The following is a 24,239-nucleotide window of genomic DNA, read 5'->3' on the forward strand; positions in this document are numbered from 1 at the left end:
TAATTGTAAGTTTCCTTACCGAAGGATTTTTTCCATTTTCCGTCCTTTTGCCAATTCATCCACCAACTTGTCCAAATATCTTGTTTGCCTGGTCAAGGGATAGTCAATTTCTTCAATTCTATAGCCACAAATCATTCCTGTAATCAATGAAGCATTCGGATTGAGGTTTGCCTGCTTGAAAAATTCCTCAAAAGTCACCTGATCTTCAATAAGCTTTTGAAGTTTACTTTCATCAAAGCCAGTTAGCCATTCGATGACTTGGTGTAATTCGGCTTTTGTCCGTCCTTTTTTTTCAACTTTTGTTACGTAATGCGGATACACCGATGAAAACTTCATCTTGGCTATTCTCTCATTATGCTCTTCAGTTACTTTCATTTTTGTATTGGTTAACTGGATCAAGTGTGTTGAACGAGAAATTACATAACATTTTTGGAAAATCCTTTACTGAACAACACGCTAACAACGCATGAGGAGTGCTTTAGCTAATCTCTAAAGTAACATAAACCCCGCTTTTTAAGGTAATTATGCTTCCACCCAGTTCATTTCTGGTTTGGCTTTTGTTTAGCCCAATTCGCTACTGTTTTATCCGCTCAATGGTTTTATTTTCAATAAGTTATAAGTTCAAATTATACTTACTTTTCATTGTTTACAATTAGACTTTTATGATCCAAGCAAATTAGGGCTAGCCTATTTTTGGTAAGACCTATAAATGGCGCTGAAATTTTAAAGGATATTGTTCAATCTTATGTATTGAAGCAACATGATGGTTTTTCCGTCTTTGATTTCCCCACATTCTATCATTCTCATCGCTTCTAAAATATCGAGTTCTAGGACTTCTATATTTTCCTCTTCGTGCTCAACGACCTCCATCACCTACTTTCATCTCCTTGGAGTATTCTGCGATAAAGAAATAAACAATTTCTGTTACCGAACCAGGGGAAATATAGGCCTCAAAAATCTTTCTAACATCGGTGATTTTATACCCCGTTTCTTCTTCGGTTTCTCTGCGGATACAATCTTCCGCATTGTTCTTGTCCAACAGTCCAGCACAAGCTTCGATGAGCATTCCTGTTTCATTGCCATTTACAAATGTTGGAAGTCGGAATTGGCGGGTGAGAATCACCGTTTTTTGCTCTTTGTTGGACAGCAAAATTGTCGCACCATTTCCTCGGTCGTAGGCCTCTCTGCTTTGTGTAAGTTTTGTCCCATCCTTTTTGGAGTATTCGTACGTAATCTTTCTCAGTACATACCAATTATCAGATAGGATTTCAGAGTCTATAATTTTTAATGTTGTCTATCATTTTTTAAGGTTGAATTAAAATAATTCAAAGGTCACTTTTAGTATTAGGACTTTTTCAAACCGGTTGTGAGAAAGCCATTTACATTTAACCAATGAATAAAGGCATCAAACCAGCGGTTGCTGGTACGATTGGGGTTTCCTAATCCAAAACCGTGTCCCCCGTTTTGATAAAGATGAAATTCGACTGGTATACCTGCCTTGTACCAGGAATCGATAACGCCAAACTGTCCTCTAAATAGAAAATCATCGGTAGCAATAACATTAAACATAGGAGGGGCATCCTCTGGGACTTCTATTGGTCCCATGCCTCCATAAATGGGTCCGATAAAAGCGAGCTCCATAGTTTGGGAGTTTAGTGTTGAATGCATAGTGAGACCAGCACCTGCCGAAAAGCCAATCATACCTATTCTTTCCGTATCAACTCCCCACTCCTCAGCACGTTCAATAATCATGGCATAAGCAGCCTCAGCATCCTCAAGCTGATTAGAAAGGTCAATCTGAGGAAGGCTAGCGGGCTCTTTACTTTGTGAGCTATCTGGGGAAGGAGCTATGCGTGGCCGATTCATCCAATCTGAAAAGTCGTCTAGTGATTCTGGTGTCGGGAAAAGTCTGTACTTCAACACGAATGCAGCGATTCCTTGCTCTGCCAATGCGGCTGCCACTTCCCATCCTTCATTTCCCATGGAAAGCCATCTGTAGCCACCTCCTGGAGCGACAATGATGGCAGCTCCGTTTGCTTTGCCTGGTTCTGGCAGAAAAGGGGTGAGTGTCGCTGAAGTTATGTTTCGGGCCATAGGATCACCCCATTGGCGAAACCAGCTCTCTGACGCAGGTTGGTCTTCAACACTACCTGTTCCCAACAGAATAGCATTTGGTTCAGTAGGAGCATCAAGCGGGTAGATTGTTCCATCCTGAGCCATCGCAGAGAAAGCATAAAAAAGAAAGCAAATACAAATAAATGTTTTGGTGAAGTTGGTGGGTCTGTTTAACATAATACGCTGATTTTTTGATGTTAAGTTAAAATTTGGAAGGCTATTAAAAATACATGGAAATTTTCCATTGAGTACCATGTGGCCAATAGTAATCTCAAAAAAGGTCTTAAAAATGCGGTACATGTGAGCCAGATAAATTCCTTTTGAATTCCGACCACTTGTCAACCCTATATCAGATGTAGAGGAGTTAAGAGATTGTCAAGAGTTGATCGATTGGCAAAAAAACCTTGTTTTTCAATTCTGCTATGACGAATCTACTATATTGGATTTATCTTTTTACTTGTCCCAATCTCTTAGTCATATATTCTGATAAGGAGAAGATTAATGATGACAAAGCGATCAAAAAAGTCCCAAAAAAGGCTAAATATTCATTTACTGAACCAATCAGTGCAGTTAAAGCTTTAGCTTGATTCGCTTCTGTGATGAGATAGTTGATGTATCCATTGATAAAGAAGAGCGCCGTCACTAAAAGCCATGGCCAGCCTGACCGCCTTTGAACAAAGAATAAAATCATCCCAAAGAATGCGCTTATGTATGTTGCTGTAATTCCGGCATCTTCAAAGCGATATAAAGTTTCTGGTCCAGTAATTTGATACTGGGGAACAAAACTGATTAGAGTAAAGAACAGGGCAATTCCAAAAAAGAAAAGCGTTGTGCTTACCAGTAGTTGGCCATGCAATATCCGATTCCTTCTAAATATAAATCCTAATATCAGTAGGAGACCTACTTCCAGTGCTGGGAAAATATTCTGAATCACCAGCATATCAGCCTCGCCTTGGCCAGCAGCTCTAGCCGCAGAATGAACGGATAGTAATACTAAAGTTGCGATAAGCGAGGGGCCTAGTATTAAAATGGAAGCCCCTAACTTTATATGCATTAAAAAATTTGCTTTGGCGATAAATATCAATTGAGTCATGAGGAGAAATAACCATGCAAAGGTGGTTAACACATGGATGTTTTGGTAAAATGTAGGTGCTGAATTTGGTCCAAAATAAATGTTCCAGAAGCCAGAAATACTCACCAATATAGCTATCGATAAAAAGATTGTATTGGATACGATGATTCTAGAAAAAGGCTTCAATTTTACCAAGGATTTATGGATGATTTTCGATAAAGGCTTTAGGAGGGTTGTAAAACAGCTTATTGCGTGCTCAATGCTTTTAGTTTTCTCCTTAATCGAAAAGCAATAATTGTTGGAATAAGCGCAATCAATAAACCAGTGAGCACGCCTTTCATGGTGAACTGCAAGGTCTGTGGCGTATCTATATCGTGACGGTGATTCCATATTTCAACAATCTTACCTTCATCATTAATTCTAAAAACATTTATAATTGGTAAAGTGCCGGAACCTATGGCCATTTTTCCCAATAGACTCGAAGGGCTGTAAGTAGCCTCCCAACGGGTAGCAACCAAATCCCCTTCAGCTATCTGGTAATTGATTTTAGAGTTCCATGAACCGTTTTCCCAAAAGAAGTCAGCAATATTTTTTTGTTCAATTGCAGGTTCTGTAACGCCCTTCCTTTCTCCAATATCATGCACCACATATTCATCCGCTACATAGTCTACATACTTATCGGTGTTATTCGTAAACCACAGGTCTTGATAAAAATTTCGGGCAATCTCTTTATTTCGTTCTTCTATGCTTTTAGAGAATTGTTCCTCATTTTGAGCATATAGATTAAAAGTAAATCCTAATAGGATTAGAGTTAGTATCCTTGATTTCATGATTACTAAATTTATGTTGGTTAAACGGTTAATTATTCTTGTCCAGAACCGCTAAGCAGGGTCAAATTTTTAGTTTGGTTTACACATAGTATCGGTTTAATCAAATTTTATTTTAAGCCCGTAATACGCGTTAATGAGGTATAGTATATTTGCCAATGGCGCAGCTATCATCGATTGTTTCCATGTGATCACCTCTGTGAAAACGAGTAGGAATACAATCACTTCTATACCTGATAAAATGATAGCTGTATTCTTTAACCAGGGTCTCAACAAATCATCTTTTAGGTAAAGCACAAGCAAACCGCCTAAGAAAATGAGGTTTCCAAAAATGAATGTGACAGTCGCGATTTGGTTGATCATTTCCGCCAGTTCTACAGGCGTATTTTTGTAACCACCCAACATCAATGGGTAAGTAGATAAGTTGATGAGCTGGCCTACCGTTATTAATGACCAACTTATTTTTTTGCTTTTAGCGGCAAAATAAAAAGCCCCGATAGCCACCATCGTCATCAGCAAGAATTCAGCTTTCCAGTGAATAGCATAGGCATTCCAATTTTCGTTGATGTACGCAAACCTTGCTTCTATATCTGCAGGTGCTTTGCTTGAAAGTATGATGTAAACGATGATGGTTCCATTAACAAGTAAAGAACCCAAGGACCAAAGTGCTTTAGCTAATTTCATTATTTATTCATTTAAAGATCACATGGTAAATACTTAGTTGTAATAGGTTTATAAGACCCATGGCACTGTTGGTTTCATAATTTTTGTAATTAATTCCTGATACCATTCTTGCTCACCAATAGTGATGGTGAATACCATGAGGAAAACCAATAGTAGAGATAGAATTATGGCGGGATGCGTTAATTTTTTAAGCCGATATCCGATGTAGAGAATTACAATGAGGAATGTTGAAATGCCAATGTTTAAAGTAGTTTGAAGGGTTAGCCATTCTACCTCACCTCCCGTGAAGAGAACTGGGAAAAAAATTAGCCTAGCCCATCCAGGCATTAATCCAAAGAATACGGTTGCAGTCATCCAGATAGCATGGTCATCGTGTTTCTTGGAATTTATAATTGCCATGATTACAGCAATGCCAAATCCTAAAACCTGTATTGATTCAGTAAAGGCGAGTCCGTAGAAAAAAGAGGCTGGGATAATGGGCGGAAATCCTCCTTTTGCACCAAAGTACACGTTTGTGGGTACTATGGAAAGTGCCGAGAAAACTACTGCTCCCGCGATGAAAATGCCTATTATTCCCCAAAATCGATGCTGCTTCAGTTTTCCATGCGTTGCCAAATAGGGTTGAATGATGATGAGAGCGTACCAAGCTAATGCTGAAATAGCATGCAAGTGATAAGCCCAAGGTTCTGACAACCATGTCATGAAATATTGAGGAGTAAATCCTATGATGATAACAATCCATGGGAGTAGCATCCATTTATGAGCATTCTTATATTGATCGAAAACATCAGACATCACCTAAATTTAATTTTGTACAAGGGTCTATTGGCTAAGAGGATGTGGGTTACTAGCAAGGACTATAGATTCCAAGGAATGGTTGGTTTCATTATTCTAGTCACTAGCTCTCTGTACCATTCTATATCTCCAATGGGAATTGTGAAAAGCATAATGAAAACGAATAGGATTGACAGCAGTATCGCTGGGTGTCTGAGTTTTTTTAGTTTGTAGCCAACAAAAACTACGACTAGTATAAACAAGGGAATCCCAATATTAAGGCAGGTTTGAGCATCCATCCATTGTGTTTGTTCATCGAGAAATAAAAGTGGGAACATAACAAATCTTGCCCATGCAGGCATAAACCCGAAAAACAATGATGAGATCATCCAGATAGCATGTTCATCCGACTTTTTCGAGTTTATAGCACCCATAATCACTGCCAAGCCAAAACCTAGCACCTGAATAGTTTCAGTAAAAACTAGACCATAGAAAAAAGAACTAGGGAAGAATGGTTGCCCCCCATCAACAGCGCCTATAAAGACATTTGTTGGTACGATCGAAAGAGCAGAAAAAACTACAGCACCCGCAAGGAATAACCCAATCATACCCCACTTCCGGTGTTGTTTTAATTTTCCATGAGTAGCTAGGTAAGGTTGATAAAGAAGTAAAGCAAACCACGCCATTGCAGATAGTGCATGCAAATGATAAGGCCATGGTTCTGTAGACCATGTCATGAAATATTGAGGAGTAAATGCTATGATGATAATAATCCATGGAATAGCCATCCATTTATGAGCATTCTTATATTGATCGAAAACGCTAGACATTACTTAAACTTAATTTGCTACAATTAGCGAATATTCAGTATTTACCAAATATTATAACTGTTTTAAATTAAAAATAGTAATTTTATCCTGAATAAACAGATTTTTTCATCTTTTTTGAATGCATGGGACTCCTAGGTAATAAGGAAGCTTTTGGGGATGAAAATCTTTAAAGACTTTAGCTATGAAAGATTCTCCAGCTCCTCTTGCATTTCCTTGAGTACTTTGAGCATGTGGCTGATCTTCAGCTCTTTTTCTTCAAAATCACTCATATTGATGCTGCAGCTAAACTCCCAGAGCTCAAGTACTTCCTCCAGTTTGACGGTATAGGGCGCGTAGTCCTTATTATCGGAGTGCAGTAGGAGGCTTTCCGCGTCTTTTCGATACACCCGCTTATACACGATGCCTTCCTGCGCAGTGAGCAGCACATAGGTCTTACCCTCATGGAGTTCCTGTATACTCTCCAGAAAGCGAGCAATCACAAAGGACCCATCCTTTAGCGGGAGCATGGAGTCTCCCTTGATTGGAAAGGCTCTATGCTTGCCAGAAGGCAAAAAGGGAAGACGAATTTTTTCGAGTTGTTCGATAAACTCGGGATCAGAGTAGCCATTGAGGTAGCCCGCAGAGGCCTTTGCGGATATTACCTCAATCAGATCCTTTTCTTCTCCATCCATGATGATGGGGAAAAGCACCCGCTGACTGCCTATGTCTATAAAGGACTTGTTTTTAGACAGGGAGAGGTCATGTCGCACCAAGGCGTCGATTGGCAATTGAAAATACCCGGATATCAGGATCAAGATATCAATCGATGGCTCAGATCGGCCTTCTTCATAGGAGCCTATTCTTGATCGAGTGATGCCCAATTCCTCCGCTAGCTGCTCCTGAGTAAGCCCTTTCTTTTTTCGTAAAAAACTGATGTTTGTCGCTATTCGTCGCATTTGCTACAAATATAAGCAATTAGTGATTGATTATGTAGCTAATTTTGAAATGTCGGTTATCGGTTGTCCGTGGACTGCAAACTGCGACTGCGACTGGAAACTATCGTCCGTGGACCGTCGACTGCAAGCCGCTTCGGTCTTCGGTCATCCGTCTTCAAACACCGGGCACCCAACATCAAAACAAGTCAATTATGTACCTCAATACACACTCTTATTTCAGTCTTCGGTACGGTGTCTTTTCTACAGAACAATTACTAGAGACAGCAAAGCAAAAGAAACTGAAAACGATGACTTTAACGGACATCAACAATACGAGTGCCTGTATGGATTTTCTACGGCTTGCGCCAAAGTATGACATTAAACCTGTGCTGGGAGTGGACTTCCGAAATAGCGCGACTCAGGAGTTTATTTTGCTGGCTCAAAGTGCTGAAGGCTTCGCCCAAATCAATCATTTCCTGTCTCGGCTACTCATGAAAAGTGAGCCTGTGATTCCGGCAAAAGCACCCAAATTCCCGGATACTTTCATTATTTATCCTTTCAAAAAAATACTCCAAAAAGGCTGGACACTTGGCGAAAATGAGTTGATCGGAATTACCCACCTCGAACTCAATCAACTTCGATTTTCTCCGCTAAAAGCCCAAATTCATCGCTTTGTTGTCCTGCATCCGGTTACCTTCTCGGGCAAGGTAAGCTTCAATATGCACCGACTACTCCGCTCCATCGATAAAAATATGCTGCTTAGCAAGCTACCCAAAGACGAGCAAGGGGAGGAGTGGCATCAGATGCTAAGCTTAAAGGAACTAGAGGAGAAGTTCCGGGACTTTCCAGAAATTCTTCAGAATACAGAGCTTTTGCTGGAAAGCTGCCAAATAGAACTGGATATCGATGGCTCGGTGCCCAAAAATCAGCGCTGCTATTCCGAAAACGAGAATCTGGATTTCCGTCTACTGCGCAAACTGAGCTACGATGGCATTCCATACCGCTATCCCGAAGCCACGGACAAGGTGTACCGGAGAATCGAACAAGAACTGGAAATTATCCGTCAAAAGGGCTTTGTATCCTACTTTCTTATCAACTGGAAGATTCTAAAGTATGCCCGCAGCAAAGGATACTACTATGTGGGTAGAGGCAGCGGAGCCAATAGTATCATTGCATACCTGCTCAAGATCACCAATGTAGATCCTGTGGAGCTGGATCTTTACTTTGAGCGATTTATCAATCTCTATCGCAAGAATCCGCCGGATTTTGATATTGATTTTTCCTGGACAGATCGGGACGATGTGATCGAGTACATCTTTGATCGCTTTCCACACACTGCGCTGGTGGCCGTGTACAATACCTTTCAGTACAGAGCTGCTATTCGCGAGCTCGGTAAGGTCATGGGACTACCCAAGCACGAAATCGACGTACTAACCCGTGCCAAGGGAAAATTTGATTATCACAGTCTGGATAAGCTTTCGCAGCTGGTGATTCGCTATGCTAGCTATTTGCAGGATTTTCCCAATTATTTGGGCATACATGCCGGAGGGATCATCATCTCCGAAAAGCCCATTCAGAGTTATTGCGCTACTTTTTTGCCTCCAAAAGGCTTTCCCACCGCACAAATCGATATGGTGGTGGCGGAGGATTTGGGACTGTATAAGTTTGACATACTCAGCCAACGTGGCCTGGGTAAAATCCGGGATGCGGTAAACATCGTCGAGAAAAATCAAGGGGTGAAACTGGATATCAATGACTTTCGCAGATTCAAAGAAGACGAGCGGATCAAAGACATTCTGCGAAATGCCAAAGCCATAGGCTGCTTCTATGTAGAGTCGCCTGCCATGCGCATGTTACTCAAGAAGCTCCGAGTAGATCATTACTTGGGCTTGGTGGCAGCGAGCTCCATCATCCGCCCCGGAGTGGCCAAGTCGGGTATGATGCGGGAGTATATTCTTCGCTATCGCAAACCTGAACGGAGACAAGACGCCCATCCGGTGATGCTGGACATCATGCCGGAGACTTTTGGGGTGATGGTCTATCAGGAGGATGTGATTAAAGTAGCGCATTTCTTTGCCGGCTTGGACCTGGGTGAGGCGGATATGCTCAGACGCGGCATGTCTGGAAAATTTCGATCCAAAGAAGAGTTCACCAAGGTAAAGGAGAAGTTTTTTTCCAATTGCAAGGAAAAAGGCTATTCAGACGAACTAACAGCTGAAATCTGGAGACAGACGGAGAGCTTTGCCGGCTATGCCTTTGCCAAAGGTCACTCAGCATCCTATGCCGTGGAGAGCTATCAGAGCCTCTTTTTGAAAGCTTATTACCCACTGGAGTACATGGTAGCCACGATCAATAATGGGGGAGGATTTTACAGCCGAGAACTCTACGTGCACGAAGCCCGAATGAATGGAGGGATTATCCATGCGCCCTGTGTAAATCGTAGTTGGCTGGAAACGGTGATCCGAGGAAAGGATATCTACTTGGGCTTTCACACTATACAGTCTCTAGAAAGTAATTTTGCCCAGAAAATCATCCGTGAACGCACCAAAAACGGCCCTTTCGAATCTCTAGACGATTTGATTGATCGGGTGTCGGTAACCTTGGATCAGCTGATCATCCTGATCAAAATAGATGGACTCCGAAGTATGGGAAAGGACAAGCGTAGCCTGCTTTGGGAGGCACATATGAAAATCAACGGAGTATCTTTCGAGGAGCATATGCCCTTGCTATTCAAAACTCCCGGGATGGATTTTGACTTGCCACCATTGCCCACGACGGATAGTGAGCAGGCTTTTGATCAGCTAGAACATCTGGGGTTTACGCTGGAGTCGCCCTTTGACCTGATCAAAGACCATGAACCTAGCCTGCTTTTGGCAGATGATCTGTCGAATATGATCGGGAAAATCGTGACCATAGACGGCTATCTGGTTACGATCAAAAATACCGGCACCTCCAGTGGCAAGCGAATGTACTTTGGGACCTTTTTGGATGCGCGGGGAGATTTTTTAGACACCGTACACTTTCCGCCGGTGGCAGAGCGATATCCCTTTTCCGGCCCTGGAGTGTACAAAATCACCGGAAAGGTGATGGAAGAATTTGAATGTATCAGTATAGAAGTGACGGCGATGACCCGTCTACCAATCATCGAAGACCCTAGATATGCAGCGTGATGGAAGATAAGAGATCAATAGCACACATGGACTTGGACACGTTTTTCGTGTCCTGTGAACGGCTGATAGACAGTCGGTTAGTGGGGAAGCCTGTGCTGGTCGGAGGAACTAGCGACAGAGGAGTGGTGGCGGCCTGCAGCTACGAAGCCAGACGTTTTGGGGTGCACTCGGCCATGCCTATGAAGCTGGCCAAGCAGCTTTGTCCGGAAGCGGTGGTCCTGAGAGGAAATAGCGGAATCTATACCAACTATTCCAATATGGTCACTGACATCATCAAAGAGTCTGTGCCGCTCTATGAGAAGTCCTCCGTGGACGAATTTTACATCGATCTCACAGGAATGGATCGCTTTTTTGGCTGCTATAAGCTGGTATCCGAATTGCGGGATCGCATCATCAAAGAGACTGGTTTGCCGATTTCTTTTGGCCTATCGATCAATAAAACCGTATCCAAAATTGCTACAGGAGAAGCCAAGCCAAACAATAAAATTCAGATAGAGCGGGGAATGGAAAAGGGGTTTCTCTCTCCGCTTTCTGTACGCAAAATCCCCATGGTGGGCAATAAAACCTATCAGTCGCTCTGCGACTTTGGAATGAAGCGGATCCAGAATGTGCAGCAAATGCCCGTAAAGGTGATGGAAAAGGTTTTTGGGAAAAATGGCGTGGGGATCTGGAAAAAAGCCAATGGTATAGATCTTTCTCCAGTGATCGCCTATCAAGAGCGAAAGTCCATCTCCACAGAACGGAGCTTTGACCAAGATACCACAGACGTGGTCAGGCTAAAAAGTATCATCACCGCCATGGCGGAAAACCTGATTTTCCAACTTCGGCGGGGAAATAAACTGACGGCTTGCGTCACGGTAAAAATTCGCTATTCGGATTTCACTACCTATACTCAACAGCGGAAAGTGCCCTACAGCGCTTCGGATCACCTCCTTTTGCCTGTGGTGATGGATCTGTATGACAAACTCTACAATCGTCGCCTACTGGTACGAATGGTGGGCGTTCGCTTCAGCCATCTCGTTGAGGGTGGACATCAAATCAACCTTTTCGAAGATAGACCTGAGCTCATCCAACTCTACAATGCCATGGATTATCTGCGGGATAAATTTGGTGATCGAGCTGTTTTACGGGCGTCTGGTTTCGGCGCCAAAACCATTGGTCGTTTTAATCCATTCAGCGGAGAAGCACCGCCGCTATTGGCGAATCGAAGAGAATAAAGTGAAGTCAGAAAGGTAAAGTAAGAAGGAAGAAAGAATGACTGATATTGGGAGTACTTGTTCACGGCCTTTGCGACTTTGCAGGATGCTAATAAAAAAAGGAGCCAATTTTCAAAAAAGGCTCCGTCTCTATCTGATAGTCGTAATTCTTAAAGAATCGCTTTCGCTTCGCTACTTAGAAGCTCATTCGAATCATCGGCACCGGCCTGAAGAAAAGCATTAATCTCTGCATTCCGCTCTTGTCCTTTGCCTAGCAAAACACCCAAAGCTATGGTCACTCCAATCCGTGTTCCTACCTTCTTAGCCGCCGTATTGAAAAGAGGTTCTAATTCTTCATAACTCACCTCTTCCGCTAGCTTAGCGATATCCGCTCGAGCAGCTGCAAGCTTATCTCCCGATAGATTGGTATACTTCTTTGCGATCTTTTGAATCTCGTTCAAAGCACTTCTTTGCCCTTGATTTTGATTCGTATTCTTCTGCTGATTTTGCGGTTCTACAGGCTTAGGCGCTTGCTTTGCCCAAGAGTCTCTCAAGCCAACAGTTTTATTAAATACCAAATGATCCGAAGTCGAATCGGTATCTAGGGTGAAGTAACCCAAGCGCTGAAACTGAAACTTATCATCCAAAGTAGCACCTGCCAAAAATGGCTCCAAATACGCTTCTTTGATCACACGAAGGGAATTTGGATTGATAAACTCCATAAAATCCTTGTCCTCATGGGCATCAGGTGCTTCTTCCAAAAACAATCGGTCATACTCTCGTACTTCTGCCTTTATCGCATGCGCAATGGACACCCAATGAAGCGTTCCTTTCACTCTTCGCTGACTTGCTTCAGTACCGCTACCGGATCTGGAATCTAATTCCGCGGTACAATGGATTTCTGTAATTTTTCCCGAGGCATCTTTCACCATGGATTCACCTTTGATGATGTAGGCACTTTTAAGTCGTACTTCATTTCCCAAAGTCAATCTGAAGAACTTATTTCCAGCCTCTTCTTTGAAATCCTCTCGCTCAATATACAATTCCCTAGAAAATGGCACCTCATGTGTCCCTGAATTTGGGTCCTCAGGATTATTTTCCATGGCAAGCATTTCCACTTTATCCGCAGGATAGTTGCTAATAACCAACTTTACCGGATCCAGCACACCCATGACTCGAGTAGCTGTTTTATTCAAATCTTCACGAATACAGAACTCAAGTAAGGAAACGTCAGTGACTGAATCTCTTTTGGATATCCCTGACACTTCTGAGAATTTTCGAATGGACTCTGGTGTATATCCTCTTCTTCTTAAGCCCGAGATGGTTGGCATTCTAGGATCATTCCATCCGGAAACTACCTTATCCTGAACCAGCTGAAGTAGCTTACGCTTACTCATGACAGTATAGCTCATATTTCTCCGAGCAAACTCACGTTGCTTTGGACGTAGAAGGGAAGGGTCATAGATTTGATCTAAAAACCAATCGTACAACTCCCTGTGCATTTTAAATTCAAGCGTACACAAAGAATGGGAAACTTGCTCGATGTAGTCTGACTCACCATGCGCCCAGTCATACATGGGATAAATACACCAATCATTACCTGTTCGGTGATGTGCTTTGTTTAAGATTCGATATAAAATCGGATCACGCATCAGCATGTTGGAGGAGGCCATATCGATTTTTGCCCGCAGGACATACTTTCCTGGCTCAAACTCCCCATTTTTCATCCGCTCAAAAAGGTCCAGATTCATCTCTACAGACTGATCTCGATGCGGACTGGCAACCCCTGGAGTAGTTGGTGTTCCCTTTTGCTCAGCCATAGCAGCTGCAGATTGCCCATCCACATAGGCTTTATCATTCTTGATCAATTGCACAGCCCAGTCGTAGAGTTGCTGAAAATAATCCGAAGAATAGCATTCTTCAGCCCACTGAAAGCCGAGCCAAGAAATATCGTGTTTGATGGCATCTACGTATTCCTGCTCCTCTTTAGCCGGATTAGTATCGTCAAATCGAAGATTTACCGGAGCCTTATATTTTTCACCCAGTCCAAAATTCAAACAGATCGATGCTGCATGACCAATATGCAGATATCCGTTTGGCTCCGGAGGAAAACGAAATCGTAGTTTTTCTTTGGGTAGACCTGCGGCCAAATCTTCTTCTATAATTTGCTCTAAGAAATTCAGAGACTCTGATGCTTCTTTCATGATGGAAATTTGAAAATCAAAATTAAGGCAAAATTGAGAATAATGGTCTTTTAAGTCAGGAATTCGATCTAAAGTCATTATTGAGATTTCGAACTCCTATTTCCCGCTTAATTTTTCCTATTTTAATCACATGAATAAAGCGCCAATGCAGGGATCTGAAATAAGGGATGTAATCATCGTGGGAGCAGGTATTTCCGGCATCGGAACAGCATATTGGCTAAAGGAAAAGTGTCCCCAGAAAGATGTACTCATTCTTGAAGCCCGAGATTCAATAGGCGGGACCTGGTCTCTATTCAAATATCCTGGCATTCGATCTGATTCGGACATGTTTACTTTCGGATATCGATTTAAGCCATGGAACGACCCTCAATCGCTTTCCAGTGGGGATAAGATTCTAAATTATTTGAAGCAAACAGTCGACGAAAACAAGTTAGACCGATTGATTTCTTTCAATCATAAAATGCTAAGCGCCAACTGGTCGGATGAAGAAAAATGCTGGAGCTTGGAGGTGAAATCAGCCGAAGGAATCAAAGTACTTAAAAGCCGATTTTTGAGCATCTGCACAGGATATTACAATTATCAGGAGGCTTATCGTCCCGAATTTGAAGGAGAAGGGGATTTTCAAGGAAAGATCATTTTGCCTCAATTTTGGCCTAAAGATCTAGACTTTTCTAATCAGAAAATAGCCGTTATAGGAAGTGGTGCCACAGCCATATCCCTTGTGCCTAGTCTTGCTAATCAAGGGGCTGCACAAGTGACAATGATACAGCGATCGCCCACCTATGTGATGAATCTCCCCAATCGCAATGGGCAATTTGCTTTTCTCAGTAAAATCTTGCCAAACAGTTGGGCTTACCGATTAACCCGAAGTACAAATATTCTACTATCAATGGCCTCTTTTGGGATTTCGAAGGCCTTTCCAAAGTTCATGAAGAACTTGATCATGAAGGGCGCAGCTAAGCAACTTCCTAAAGGATATCCAGTTGAAAAGCACTTTAATCCAAGTTATAATCCATGGGAACAGCGGCTATGTGTGGTTCCTGATGGGGACTTTTTCACCAGTATCAACTCAGGTCAGGCAAGCGTAGTCACAGGGACTATTTCACATTTTTCTGAAAAGGGGATACATATGAAAGATGGTGAATTCGTCGAAGCAGATCTTATTGTGATGGCCACTGGTCTTAAGATTCAATTGCTCGGAGGCGCAAAGATATCGGTGAATAATCAGCTGGCAAAAATCAGTGAATCATACATTTATAAAGGTATGATGGTAAGTAATTTACCTAACTTTGTTTATTGTTTTGGTTATACCAATGCGTCTTGGACTTTGAAGGTAGATCTCACAGCAAACTACCTTTGCAAACTTTTGAATTATATGGATCAAAATGAGCTCGAAGTGGTGACCCCGAAGCCCAAGCATCTCGAGAGTGAAGAAAATTTTCTAAACCTTAGTTCTGGATATATAACCCGGGCCGAAAAGGACCTCCCAAAGCAGGGTTCAAAACGTCCTTGGCGCGTCTATCAAAACTATCTGATGGATATGCTAGCTACTCGATTTGGTGGAGTAAATGATGAGGTATTACATTTTACCAAGAGGGGCTAAAGGAATTTTTCATATTTTCCGTTCTTGGAAAAGTTCAAATTGAGAAAACGCAAAATCTAAAAAGCCATGAATAAGTCAAATTATACAACTTTAATTGCACTTATTGTAGCCTTGGGAGGCTTACTAATGGGTTTTGATGCCTCAGTTATTTCCGGAGTGGTGAAATTTATTGAACCGGAGTTTAATCTTACCAAGCTAGAATTAGGCTGGTCAGTAAGTTCGCTGACCTTGACTGCGACAGCGGCGATGCTGATGGCTGGTCCCCTCAGTGATAAATATGGTCGAAGACTAGTTTTGAGATATGCGGCAGTTTTATATGCAGTTTCGGCGATCGCATCAGCACTTGCGCCCACCTTTTGGTTTTTAGTCGTCGCCAGAATGATCGGTGGATTTGGAGTGGGGGCTTCTTTGATTTTGGCTCCTATGTATATTGCAGAAATCGCCCCTCCGAATTTACGTGGCCGAATGGTTTCATTCAATCAATTGAATATCGTAATCGGTATTTCTTTAGCATTTTTCACCAATTACCTTATCCTAAAGTATGGGGCGTCTGGAGCCTCTTGGGCCATAAACTTGGGTCTAGATGAGTATCAGTGGAGATGGATGCTAGGTTTAGAAACACTTCCTGCGGTACTCTACTTTTTAGGTTTATTTTTTGTTCCCAGAAGTCCAAGGTGGCTGATTATGCAAGGAGAATTAGAACAAGCTATGAAAATCATGGTACAATTCACCTCTCAAGAGCAAGTGGTTAAGGATGTTACTGCAATTCGGAAAAGTATTGAATCCGAAAAGTCGAGAAAAAAACAATCTTTTGCAGAATTGATGGATCCTTCATTGAAGCTAGTTATCACCATTGGAATCGTTGTCGCTATCCTTCAGCAAATCACAGGTATTAATTCCGTGTTTTTCTATGCTCCCATGATTTTTGAGCAGTCTGGAATAGGAACGGACGCATCTTTTGTTCAAGCTATTTTGGTCGGTCTTGTCAATCTAGGTTTTACCGTTTTAGCCATCCTTTTTATTGACAAATTGGGACGCAAGCCCTTGCTGACTTTTGGTGTGGCAGGAATAGTCATTTGTATGTTTACCCTTGCTTATGGCTTTAGCTCAGCGACCTATACGCTACCTGAAGAAAAGGCAATATCCATAGTAGACGCAGAAAATCAGGTAAAGTTAAAGGCGATGTATGAGGTAACTTTTGAAGATGATGTCAGCTTTAAAAGGGCAATTGCAGAAGCTATTGGAGAGGAAAAAGCGACAGAATATGAATCTGCATTAATCACAGCATCAATTAAAATGAATCCAACTTTAATTTTGGCTGGGATTCTTGGTTTTGTTGCATCATTCGCTATTTCTATTGGTCCAGTGATGTGGGTGCTCTTTAGCGAGCTATTTCCTAATTGGATTCGAGGGATCGCAATCTCCTTTGTGGGATTAATTAATTCAGCGGTTAGCTTCCTTGTACAATTAGCTTTTCCCGTGCAACTAGAGGTTTTTGGAAGCACCACCACTTTTATGATTTACGGGGTTTTCGCATTCTTAGGGCTTATTTTCATTATTAGGAAAGTACCTGAAACTAAAGGGAAATCACTGGAAGAATTGGAAGACCTGCTGGCTTCCAAGTAATTCGCTAGAAACCTGTAGATAACAAACCACAAGCAAGCTTGTTGCATGGGTATGTCAATTAAGCCCATCAAACCCAAACCTGGCCAAGAATCCGTTTGGGACTATCCGAGACCGCCAAGACTGGAAGCATGTAGCAAGCATCTTCGAATGGTTTTTAATGGTGAAATCATATTAGACACCAATATGTCCTTTCGAATGTTGGAAACTAGCCATCCGCCAACCTACTATTTCCCAATCGAGGCAATGAAAGCGGGTGTTTTGATTCCTGCGGAAGGCACTTCATTTTGCGAATGGAAAGGTGTGGCTAATTATTATGATATTCGAGTAGGGGATAAGAAAGTCACTAAAGCTGCCTGGGGTTACTTAAATCCAAATAAATCCTATCCACAACTTAAGAACACCATCTCAGTCTACGCCCATCATATGGACGTCTGTTATGTAAATGATGAAAAAGTACAAGCTCAAGAAGGTGATTTTTATGGAGGTTGGATTACGCAGGACATTGTGGGACCATTCAAAGGCGCGCCAGGAACATGGGGTTGGTGAAAAGATTTAAGACTTAATATAATAGCTAAGCGATGGTAGATATTTAGATTCAGATTCAAGCTCAAATTGGATAGATTCTAAAGCCATTGACATAGAATTATTCTCATCTAAATTCAGTATGTGGACACCCAAAAAGGATGTCCAATACTTTCCAAGTTTCATTTTCACCAAAGAACTTCTCTCCCTTAGAGAGTCATTCCCAATCGGCGTATCCAAAAGCCTATATCAGCTATTCAACAATAATAGGGTTAGTTAGTTGTGCATTTAATTCTTTTAAATCATTTGAAATCAACTGATTTAGCTTTGCCATATGTCCCTTTAATTCATTTGAAAGCTCCTCAAACACCACATAGGCAGCATCCGTAGGCCTCGCTTGTCCATTCTCGACACTTCGCTGTAATGAGGCAAGCCTATTGTTTAGCTTAATTGGAAAGTTCAATGGATCCTGTGGACTTTGATTTTGGACTTGATAAAGATCCATTTCAATGACAGCCATTTTGTCTAGGAGTTCATCAAGTTTCTTTGCTTCTGAGCTACTTTCTTCCAAGTTCATTTTTTCAGCCTGAGTACGGATGGCCCGAATTTGAATTACAGCTTCGTTTGCTTCAGAAACTTTGTCTCGTATTTGAATCGCTAAATCAAATTGCTTTTGAAGATCTTCAGCAGTGATTCCTTCAAGGTTGGGATCCATCTCGAGTTCAAAATTGGTAGTCTTCTCAACTCCACCAGTTTTTAACCGAACCTGATATTCGCCTAAAGGTGCCAATGGGCCACGCTGAGGACGCGCAGACCAAATAATCATGCCATCAAAGACAGTAGCTCCAGGATAGCGCATGTCCCAATTGAAAGTGTTTAAGCCAGCATTTACGGGCGGGATACTTCTTCTACCTGTTTCTCCCTTCTTACCTGTGTAGGAGGTAATCAATTCACCATTTGAATCCAATAACTCAATGGTGAGTGATTCTGCTTCCTCGGGTAAGTAATATTGAATCGCTGCATTATAAATCCCTCTTATTGGGTTTGCTGGCTTGAAAAGAGTCACCTCGTTTTGCTTGCTAACTGTGGCAGCCTCCCTTAGCGGACGAATATCATCCAAGATCCAAAAGCCTCTGCCATGAGACCCTAGCACCACATCATCATTTTTCAAAACCAAATCTCGAACCGGAGTATCAGGTAAGTTCAATTGAAGGGATTGCCATTGAGCTCCATCATTAAAAGAAATATATACCCCATGTTCAGTCGCCAAATACAACAAACCAGGCTTAACCAAGTCTTCTCGAATGGCTCGCGCAAAATGGCCATCTTGAATTCCTGAAATGATCTTTGTCCAGCTTTTACCATAATCCGTCGTCTTGAAAACATAAGGCTGACGATCGTCTACTTGATATCTATTTGCTGCTAAATAAAGCGTTCCAGGATTGAATTTACCCTCATCGATGATGCTAATTCGAGAGAACTTAGGAAGATCTTTTGGTGTAATATCAACCCATTTTTTCCCCCCATCTCTGGTGATATGAACTTTGCCATCATCTGAACCGGCCCAAATGGTATTTACATCATGCACGGAAGGCGCAAGTGCAAAAACGGTTGCATAGATCTCTGGACCATTCATGTCCTTGGTTATGATTCCTCCGGTTTCTCCCAAGGTTTCAGGATCAGCATAAGTCAAATCTGGACTAATCTTTTCCCAAGTTTGTCCGTCATTCGTTGTCTTCCAGACATGCTGTGAAGTGGTATACATGATGGACGGATCCAAAGGAGAAAACATGATTGGGAAAGTCCATTGCCAACGCTCAGGAAGGGCGGAGGCAGGTTCTCCAGAGAAGAATCTCGGGTAAACTTGAATATCTCGAATCTGACCCGTTTTCCGATTATATCGAGTCAGTAAAGCCCCCTGACTGCCCGCATAAAATACATCAGGATCCGTGGGGCTCTGGGTGATCCATCCACTTTCTCCTCCTCCCACAGCATAGTGCCAGCCATGACCAGGACCTCTTCCCATCATGTGGTCCCAGCCATCCGATGGCATTGCAAGAGTACTATTATCTTGCTGAGCACCAGCTACATGGTAAGGAACATCTGAAGTTGTCATTACATGATAAAACTGAGTTGTGGGATAATCCTCTTCTGTCCAAGTCTTCCCACCATTGATGCTGACTACACCGCCTCCATCATTAGAGCTTATCATTCTCATGGGATCATTGGGGTCGATCCACAAGTCATGATTATCTCCATGGGGCACTTCAATTTCTACATCGAAGGTTTTTCCACCATCCGTAGATTTCCAAAAATCTACATTAAGACAATAGACCGTTTCCTTATCTAGTGGATCTGCATAAATTCTGGAGTAGTAGAATGCTCGTTGTCTAAGTTTTCTTTCTTCATTCACTTTTTCCCAAGTCCAACCAGCATCATCAGAGCGAAATACACCACCTTCATTTGCCTCAACAATCGCCCAAAGACGATTAGGGTCCGCAGGGGAGACAGTGATTCCTATTTTACCAATTGGGCCTTCAGGCATACCTGGGTTTTCAGTCAAATCAATCCAAGTGTCGCCACCGTCCAATGATTTAAAAAGCTTACTGTCTGGACCTCCTCCCCACATTTTCCAGGCTTTTCTATAAACTTGCCAAGTAGACGCATACAGCACGTTTGGATTGGTCCGATCTATGATTAAGTCGGCTGCACCTGCCTTATCACTGACATAAAGTACCTTTTCCCAAGTATTTCCTCCATCTTTTGAGCGGAATACTCCACGCTCCTCATTTTCACCATAAGGATGTCCTAAAGCCGCCACATAGACAATGTTTGGATTGGTAGGATGAACTCGTATTCTAGAAATAGCCTGGGTTTCTTCCAACCCCAAATTCCGCCATGTTTTTCCTCCATCGCTTGATTTATAGACTCCATCTCCTTGAGTAATACTTCCACGTAGCTGGGTTTCACCACCACCAATGTAGACGATATCAGGATTGGTCTCAGCTACTGCAACTGCACCAATACTAGAAGAAGAAATTTGTCCATCTGTCACCGGAAACCATTCATTTCCCCCATCCACAGTCTTCCAAAGTCCACCTCCTGTAGCTCCAAAATAATATTCATTTGGACGGCCTGGACTTCCTGTGGAACCAAGAGATCGACCTCCTCGATTTGGTCCGATATTCCTCCAACTGTAGCTTTCATAAAAAGTAGGATCTACCGGTGGTGCTTGCTGCTGGGCAAAAATTGATTCGGAAGAAAAGAGTAAAGGAAGGACCATAAAGAGCCCTCTCAGGGAAATAGTTTGAATTTTCATAACTAGGGATAAGGTTGGTCATTCAAAGTACGAAATCTCAACAAGTTGACAAGACAGATAAAACTCAAAATCTTATTCGCTTGGGTTTATCCTTCAACATGTTTAAAGCTAAGAGTTTTTAGTGCCCAAAACTTTTTTCTCATTTCTTATCTCCTAGTTGTAAAGCCCTGTTTTACCGATACCTGCGTTATAGGTTTATTTTACAAGACTTTTCTTTTTCAAGATTTAATTTGGAACATAAATGAAAGTTCAAAGAATAGTTTTGCAGAATACCGCAGCTAGGACTTTGAACCAAAATGAAGAATGTATTAAAATTGATAATTAAATACCTCGGATTGTCCAATTAGATGAAGATAGGGGCTTAATCACCAAGATATTTATGTATATTGAAAAAAGCGATGTTTTAGAAAGTTTCAATTCGTTACCCTAGGCTAATACTCTTATTCCTCTAAGCTATTTCTTTAGCCAGAGTGGATTCGAATAAAGAACATTATCCCATCTTACATCAATTACCACCTTATTCCATGGACTTATTCCATTGAGTTTAGCTTACTCAAGTCCATTTTTTAAGCATGTAATAGTCAGTAGCTTCTTTTGACCCATTTGTTTTGTTCACTCTCAAAAGAAGAATCAAGGTACTTTCCCTGAAAAGCATTCAGTAAAATAACTTAGGCCCAATGGTCATGATGATTAAATAGTGAAAACATTAAACACTTTATATGGAAAAAACAAGTTCCCTAGAATTACTAGAAAGGAGAAAAAAATCAGTTGCCAACGGTGTTGGCGTTTACAATACCGCCACCGTTCGAGAAGCCAAGGGTGCGATTATTATTGATGAAGATGGGAACGAACTGCTGGACTTTGCTGGCGGTATAGGTGTGGTCAATGCAGGACACTGTCCTGAACCTGTCGTCAAAGCCATTCAGGAGCAAGCGGCTAAATACATCCATACCAGCTTTAATGTTGTGACTTATGAGCCTTATATAGAACTGTGCGAGGTTCTTTGCGAGATACTACCACATGGCGACCAAACCAAGGCTATGCTAGTAAGCACTGGGGCTGAAGCTGTGGAAAATGCAATAAAGATTGCAAGGCAAGCCACAGGTAGACAGGGAATTTTGGGGTTTTCAGATGCTTATCACGGGCGAACCATGATGGCAATGACCTTAACTAGCAGAATTGATTACAAGTACAATTGTGGTCCATTTGCCCCTGAGGTGTATCGAATTCCTTTTCCAAACTTCTTTAGATATAACGAAGGGAAATCATTGGATGAATTTGTAGACTGGAAGCTAAAAAGCCTTGAGGAAAGCACAAAAAATCTTGTAGATCCTAAAAGTTTGGCAGCAATAATAATTGAGCCCATACAGGGTGAGGGCGGATTTAACTTAGTTCCTCAGAGATACTTTGAAGGTTTGCGATCTTTTTGTGATGAACATGGGATTTTGCTAATAGCTGATGAAGTACAAAGCGGGTTTGGGAGAACTGGTCATTGGGCCAGCTGGCAGCACTATAATGTACAGCCTGACCTTAGTACTTATGCTAAATCCATGGGTTCAGGACTTCCAATTGCTGCCGTTGTTGGCAAAGCAAAAATCATGGATGCAGCACAACCTGGCACTATTGGGGGCACTTACATTGGAAGCCCTATTTCTTGCGCTGCGTCTTTGGCTACCATTCAATACATGAAGGATATTGACTTGAATTCTAAAGCACTGCAGATCGGAAAAGTCATAACTCACAAGTTCGAGCAGTTGAAAAGTGAATTTACTGAGATTGGTGATGTACGAGGGCTTGGTGCCATGATTGCAATGGAATTTGTAAAAAATAAAGACCCAAGACAGCCTGACGGAGGGCTGTGTAAGCAAATTGTAAAAGATTGCGCCGTTAAGGGGCTTATTATCCTTAGTGCTGGAGCTCACAAAAATGTGATTAGAATACTTTGCCCATTGGTCATCACTGAAGAACAATTGAACAAAGGGCTTGAAATTATTGAAAGCGTAATCTATAACCTCATAAAAAAATGAAACCATTCGCAATAGCGGGAGTCCAAATGAAAGTATCAGCAATTCATTCCAATGTGGAAATGATGAAGCTGAAATTAGACATCACTATGAATCTTTACCCATGGGTAGAGATGGTGGTCTTTAGTGAATTATGTGGTTACGGTCCGCTTCTACACACAGCCCAAGAAGTTCCTGGGGAATTTGAAAAGGAAATGCAGCACATGGCAAAGAAATATGGTATTTGGTTATTGCCAGGTTCCATTTTTGAAAAAAGAGACGGATTGATTTACAATACTGCCACGGTCATCAACCCACAAGGCGAGGTGGTAAAGCGATATAGCAAAATGTTCCCTTTCTATCCTTATGAAGTAGGAGTGACCCCAGGAGAAGAGTTCTGTGTCTTCGATGTGCCTAATGTGGGTCGTTTTGGAGTTTCGATATGCTACGACATGTGGTTTCCCGAAACTATCCGTACTCTGGCCGTAATGGGAGCAGAGGTTATTTTACACCCAACCCTCACAGGTACCATTGATCGCGAGATAGAACTCTCTATTGCTCGTGCCATGGCAAGTGTCAACCAATGTTTCTTGTTTGATGTAAATGGATTGGATACAGGTGGAAGTGGCTGTTCTATCGTTTGTGGGCCTGACGGAAGAGTACTCTATCAAGCTGGAAGTACCGAGGAAATTATTCCTATTGAACTAGACATCGAACGGGTAAAACGAAGTAGGGAGCTGGGAATTTTAAGGCTGGGACAGCCATTAAAAAGCTTCAGAGACCATATTGGAAATTTCGGAATTTATAAGCCCGGCGTACCTCTTCCGTATTTAGACTCTCTTGGCCCATTGATTAAGCCAACCAAATTGGAAAAGCTCACTGAGCTTCGGAAGAAGGAAAGTGAGATTTCTCAAAACGAGCCCACTTTGGGCTATAAAGGATTAAAATAATTTTAAACTTAAAAGACTAAACAAGTTATGGGATTACCGTCCACAGGAAGGAAAAAAGTAAAAATTAAGAACTATGTAAGTTGGTTTGAAATACCAGCACTCAATCTCGATCGAGCCGTGAGTTTTTATAATCATATCTACGGAATCGAAATGAAAATTATGAATGCTGGCGGCTATTCTATGGCCCTTTTTCCTGCTGATAATGGTATAGGTGGTGCTATAGTACTGGGAGAGGGGAGTATTCCCAGCGAAACAGGAACTTTAGTCTATCTCAATGCAGGCCGTGATCTAGCACCTGTCTTGGGCAGAGTAGAAGCAGCTGGTGGTAGGATAATTATGGGTAAAACCCTGATCAGTCCTGATGATGGACACTTTGCTTTGTTCATCGATTCAGAAGGAAACAAACTTGCCCTTCATTCTAACTCTTAAC

Annotated in this window: 20 protein-coding genes; 8 read left to right on the forward strand and 12 right to left on the reverse strand. The window is 42.0% G+C overall.

Annotated elements, in window-relative coordinates; genetic code table 11:
* Positions 1–15: 15 nt before the first annotated feature.
* The 10 genes from ACFOSV_RS13350 to ACFOSV_RS13395 form a co-directional block, all read right to left on the reverse strand.
* On the reverse strand, positions 16–375 hold the full coding sequence (locus ACFOSV_RS13350; protein ID WP_377906516.1) for a DUF2200 domain-containing protein: 360 nt from the start codon (positions 373–375) through the stop codon (positions 16–18).
* 348 nt (positions 376–723) lie between these two features.
* On the reverse strand, positions 724–870 hold the full coding sequence (locus ACFOSV_RS13355) for a hypothetical protein (RefSeq protein WP_377906517.1): 147 nt from the start codon (positions 868–870) through the stop codon (positions 724–726).
* Positions 857–1,282 carry an NUDIX domain-containing protein gene (locus tag ACFOSV_RS13360; RefSeq protein ID WP_377907309.1) on the reverse strand — a complete coding sequence of 142 codons (426 nt, stop codon included), beginning with the start codon at positions 1,280–1,282 and terminating at the stop codon, positions 857–859. The genes ACFOSV_RS13355 and ACFOSV_RS13360 overlap by 14 nt, the downstream gene beginning before the upstream one ends.
* A 62-nt stretch (positions 1,283–1,344) precedes the next feature.
* Positions 1,345–2,220 carry an alpha/beta hydrolase gene (locus tag ACFOSV_RS13365; RefSeq protein ID WP_377907310.1) on the reverse strand — a complete coding sequence of 292 codons (876 nt, stop codon included), beginning with the start codon at positions 2,218–2,220 and terminating at the stop codon, positions 1,345–1,347.
* Positions 2,221–2,560: 340 nt separating this feature from the next.
* Entirely contained in the window at positions 2,561–3,382 is an 822-nt protein-coding gene (locus ACFOSV_RS13370) for a hypothetical protein (protein WP_377906518.1), read from the reverse strand.
* 50 nt (positions 3,383–3,432) lie between these two features.
* Positions 3,433–4,017 (reverse strand): nuclear transport factor 2 family protein, encoded by a 585-nt coding sequence (locus ACFOSV_RS13375; RefSeq protein ID WP_377906519.1) that lies wholly within the window; start codon positions 4,015–4,017, stop codon positions 3,433–3,435.
* A 96-nt stretch (positions 4,018–4,113) separates the two neighbouring features.
* Positions 4,114–4,698, reverse strand: a complete 585-nt coding sequence (locus ACFOSV_RS13380; RefSeq protein WP_377906520.1) for a hypothetical protein — start codon at positions 4,696–4,698, stop codon at positions 4,114–4,116.
* A 48-nt stretch (positions 4,699–4,746) separates the two neighbouring features.
* Positions 4,747–5,493 (reverse strand): hypothetical protein, encoded by a 747-nt coding sequence (locus ACFOSV_RS13385; RefSeq protein WP_377906521.1) that lies wholly within the window; start codon positions 5,491–5,493, stop codon positions 4,747–4,749.
* A gap of 62 nt (positions 5,494–5,555) precedes the next feature.
* Positions 5,556–6,302, reverse strand: coding sequence for a hypothetical protein (locus ACFOSV_RS13390; protein WP_377906522.1), 747 nt, complete (start codon positions 6,300–6,302; stop codon positions 5,556–5,558).
* Positions 6,303–6,481: 179 nt separating this feature from the next.
* Positions 6,482–7,237, reverse strand: coding sequence for an XRE family transcriptional regulator (locus tag ACFOSV_RS13395; protein WP_377906523.1), 756 nt, complete (start codon positions 7,235–7,237; stop codon positions 6,482–6,484).
* Between the two features lie 191 nt (positions 7,238–7,428).
* Between ACFOSV_RS13395 and ACFOSV_RS13400 the strand changes: the two genes are divergently transcribed.
* Both ACFOSV_RS13400 and dinB read left to right on the forward strand, forming a co-directional pair.
* Positions 7,429–10,386, forward strand: coding sequence for a DNA polymerase III subunit alpha (locus ACFOSV_RS13400; RefSeq protein ID WP_377906525.1), 2,958 nt, complete (start codon positions 7,429–7,431; stop codon positions 10,384–10,386).
* A complete protein-coding gene (dinB, locus tag ACFOSV_RS13405; protein ID WP_377906526.1) occupies positions 10,386–11,603 on the forward strand; it encodes a DNA polymerase IV in 1,218 nt (405 codons plus the stop codon). Before ACFOSV_RS13400 ends, dinB begins: the two co-directional genes overlap by 1 nt.
* Positions 11,604–11,752: 149 nt before the next feature.
* On the opposite strand, the gene ACFOSV_RS13410 is transcribed toward dinB, so the two are convergent.
* Positions 11,753–13,786 (reverse strand): glutamine--tRNA ligase/YqeY domain fusion protein, encoded by a 2,034-nt coding sequence (locus ACFOSV_RS13410; RefSeq protein WP_377906527.1) that lies wholly within the window; start codon positions 13,784–13,786, stop codon positions 11,753–11,755.
* A 130-nt stretch (positions 13,787–13,916) separates the two neighbouring features.
* Here ACFOSV_RS13410 and ACFOSV_RS13415 point away from each other — a divergent pair, with 130 nt between their 5' ends.
* From ACFOSV_RS13415 to ACFOSV_RS13425, 3 genes are all read left to right on the forward strand, one after another.
* The gene (locus ACFOSV_RS13415; protein ID WP_377906528.1) at positions 13,917–15,389 is read left to right on the forward strand and encodes a flavin-containing monooxygenase; all 1,473 of its coding nucleotides are present in this window, start codon (positions 13,917–13,919) and stop codon (positions 15,387–15,389) included.
* A 66-nt stretch (positions 15,390–15,455) separates the two neighbouring features.
* A complete protein-coding gene (locus ACFOSV_RS13420; protein ID WP_377906529.1) occupies positions 15,456–17,015 on the forward strand; it encodes a sugar porter family MFS transporter in 1,560 nt (519 codons plus the stop codon).
* A 51-nt stretch (positions 17,016–17,066) separates the two neighbouring features.
* Complete coding sequence (locus ACFOSV_RS13425; RefSeq protein WP_377906530.1) at positions 17,067–17,561, forward strand: DUF427 domain-containing protein; 495 nt, start codon at positions 17,067–17,069, stop codon at positions 17,559–17,561.
* A 229-nt stretch (positions 17,562–17,790) separates the two neighbouring features.
* Here the strand turns inward: ACFOSV_RS13425 and ACFOSV_RS13430 are convergent, their stop codons facing one another.
* Positions 17,791–20,856 (reverse strand): VPS10 domain-containing protein, encoded by a 3,066-nt coding sequence (locus ACFOSV_RS13430; protein WP_377906531.1) that lies wholly within the window; start codon positions 20,854–20,856, stop codon positions 17,791–17,793.
* A gap of 719 nt (positions 20,857–21,575) precedes the next feature.
* On the opposite strand from ACFOSV_RS13430, the gene ACFOSV_RS13435 reads away from it, so the two are divergent.
* From ACFOSV_RS13435 to ACFOSV_RS13445, 3 genes are read left to right on the forward strand one after another with little or no spacing between them, the layout of a single operon-like run.
* A complete protein-coding gene (locus tag ACFOSV_RS13435) occupies positions 21,576–22,883 on the forward strand; it encodes an aspartate aminotransferase family protein (RefSeq protein WP_377906532.1) in 1,308 nt (435 codons plus the stop codon).
* Complete coding sequence (locus tag ACFOSV_RS13440) at positions 22,880–23,809, forward strand: carbon-nitrogen hydrolase family protein (RefSeq protein WP_377906533.1); 930 nt, start codon at positions 22,880–22,882, stop codon at positions 23,807–23,809. The genes ACFOSV_RS13435 and ACFOSV_RS13440 overlap by 4 nt, the downstream gene beginning before the upstream one ends.
* Positions 23,810–23,836: 27 nt before the next feature.
* Positions 23,837–24,238: a VOC family protein gene (locus ACFOSV_RS13445; RefSeq protein ID WP_377906534.1), complete on the forward strand. Its 402-nt coding sequence runs from the start codon at positions 23,837–23,839 to the stop codon at positions 24,236–24,238.
* The last annotated feature ends 1 nt before the right edge of the window (position 24,239 follow it).

The sequence above is a fragment of the Algoriphagus namhaensis genome (assembly GCF_042649705.1).
In the GTDB taxonomy this organism is placed as follows: Bacteria; Bacteroidota; Bacteroidia; order Cytophagales; family Cyclobacteriaceae; genus Algoriphagus; species Algoriphagus namhaensis.

Bases quoted from the DNA above. Each gene is read 5' to 3' on its own strand.
- ACFOSV_RS13350 (WP_377906516.1), bottom strand. From the start codon at position 375: ATGAAAGTAACTGAAGAGCATAATGAGAGAATAGCCAAGATGAAGTTT.
- ACFOSV_RS13355 (WP_377906517.1), bottom strand. From the start codon at position 870: ATGGAGGTCGTTGAGCACGAAGAGGAAAATATAGAAGTCCTAGAACTC.
- ACFOSV_RS13365 (WP_377907310.1), bottom strand. From the start codon at position 2,220: ATGGCTCAGGATGGAACAATCTACCCGCTTGATGCTCCTACTGAACCA.
- ACFOSV_RS13375 (WP_377906519.1), bottom strand. From the start codon at position 4,017: ATGAAATCAAGGATACTAACTCTAATCCTATTAGGATTTACTTTTAAT.
- ACFOSV_RS13380 (WP_377906520.1), bottom strand. From the start codon at position 4,698: ATGAAATTAGCTAAAGCACTTTGGTCCTTGGGTTCTTTACTTGTTAAT.
- ACFOSV_RS13385 (WP_377906521.1), bottom strand. From the start codon at position 5,493: ATGTCTGATGTTTTCGATCAATATAAGAATGCTCATAAATGGATGCTA.
- ACFOSV_RS13390 (WP_377906522.1), bottom strand. From the start codon at position 6,302: ATGTCTAGCGTTTTCGATCAATATAAGAATGCTCATAAATGGATGGCT.
- ACFOSV_RS13395 (WP_377906523.1), bottom strand. From the start codon at position 7,237: ATGCGACGAATAGCGACAAACATCAGTTTTTTACGAAAAAAGAAAGGG.
- ACFOSV_RS13400 (WP_377906525.1), top strand. From the start codon at position 7,429: ATGTACCTCAATACACACTCTTATTTCAGTCTTCGGTACGGTGTCTTT.
- dinB (WP_377906526.1), top strand. From the start codon at position 10,386: ATGGAAGATAAGAGATCAATAGCACACATGGACTTGGACACGTTTTTC.
- ACFOSV_RS13410 (WP_377906527.1), bottom strand. From the start codon at position 13,786: ATGAAAGAAGCATCAGAGTCTCTGAATTTCTTAGAGCAAATTATAGAA.
- ACFOSV_RS13415 (WP_377906528.1), top strand. From the start codon at position 13,917: ATGAATAAAGCGCCAATGCAGGGATCTGAAATAAGGGATGTAATCATC.
- ACFOSV_RS13420 (WP_377906529.1), top strand. From the start codon at position 15,456: ATGAATAAGTCAAATTATACAACTTTAATTGCACTTATTGTAGCCTTG.
- ACFOSV_RS13425 (WP_377906530.1), top strand. From the start codon at position 17,067: ATGTCAATTAAGCCCATCAAACCCAAACCTGGCCAAGAATCCGTTTGG.
- ACFOSV_RS13430 (WP_377906531.1), bottom strand. From the start codon at position 20,856: ATGAAAATTCAAACTATTTCCCTGAGAGGGCTCTTTATGGTCCTTCCT.
- ACFOSV_RS13435 (WP_377906532.1), top strand. From the start codon at position 21,576: ATGGAAAAAACAAGTTCCCTAGAATTACTAGAAAGGAGAAAAAAATCA.
- ACFOSV_RS13440 (WP_377906533.1), top strand. From the start codon at position 22,880: ATGAAACCATTCGCAATAGCGGGAGTCCAAATGAAAGTATCAGCAATT.
- ACFOSV_RS13445 (WP_377906534.1), top strand. From the start codon at position 23,837: ATGGGATTACCGTCCACAGGAAGGAAAAAAGTAAAAATTAAGAACTAT.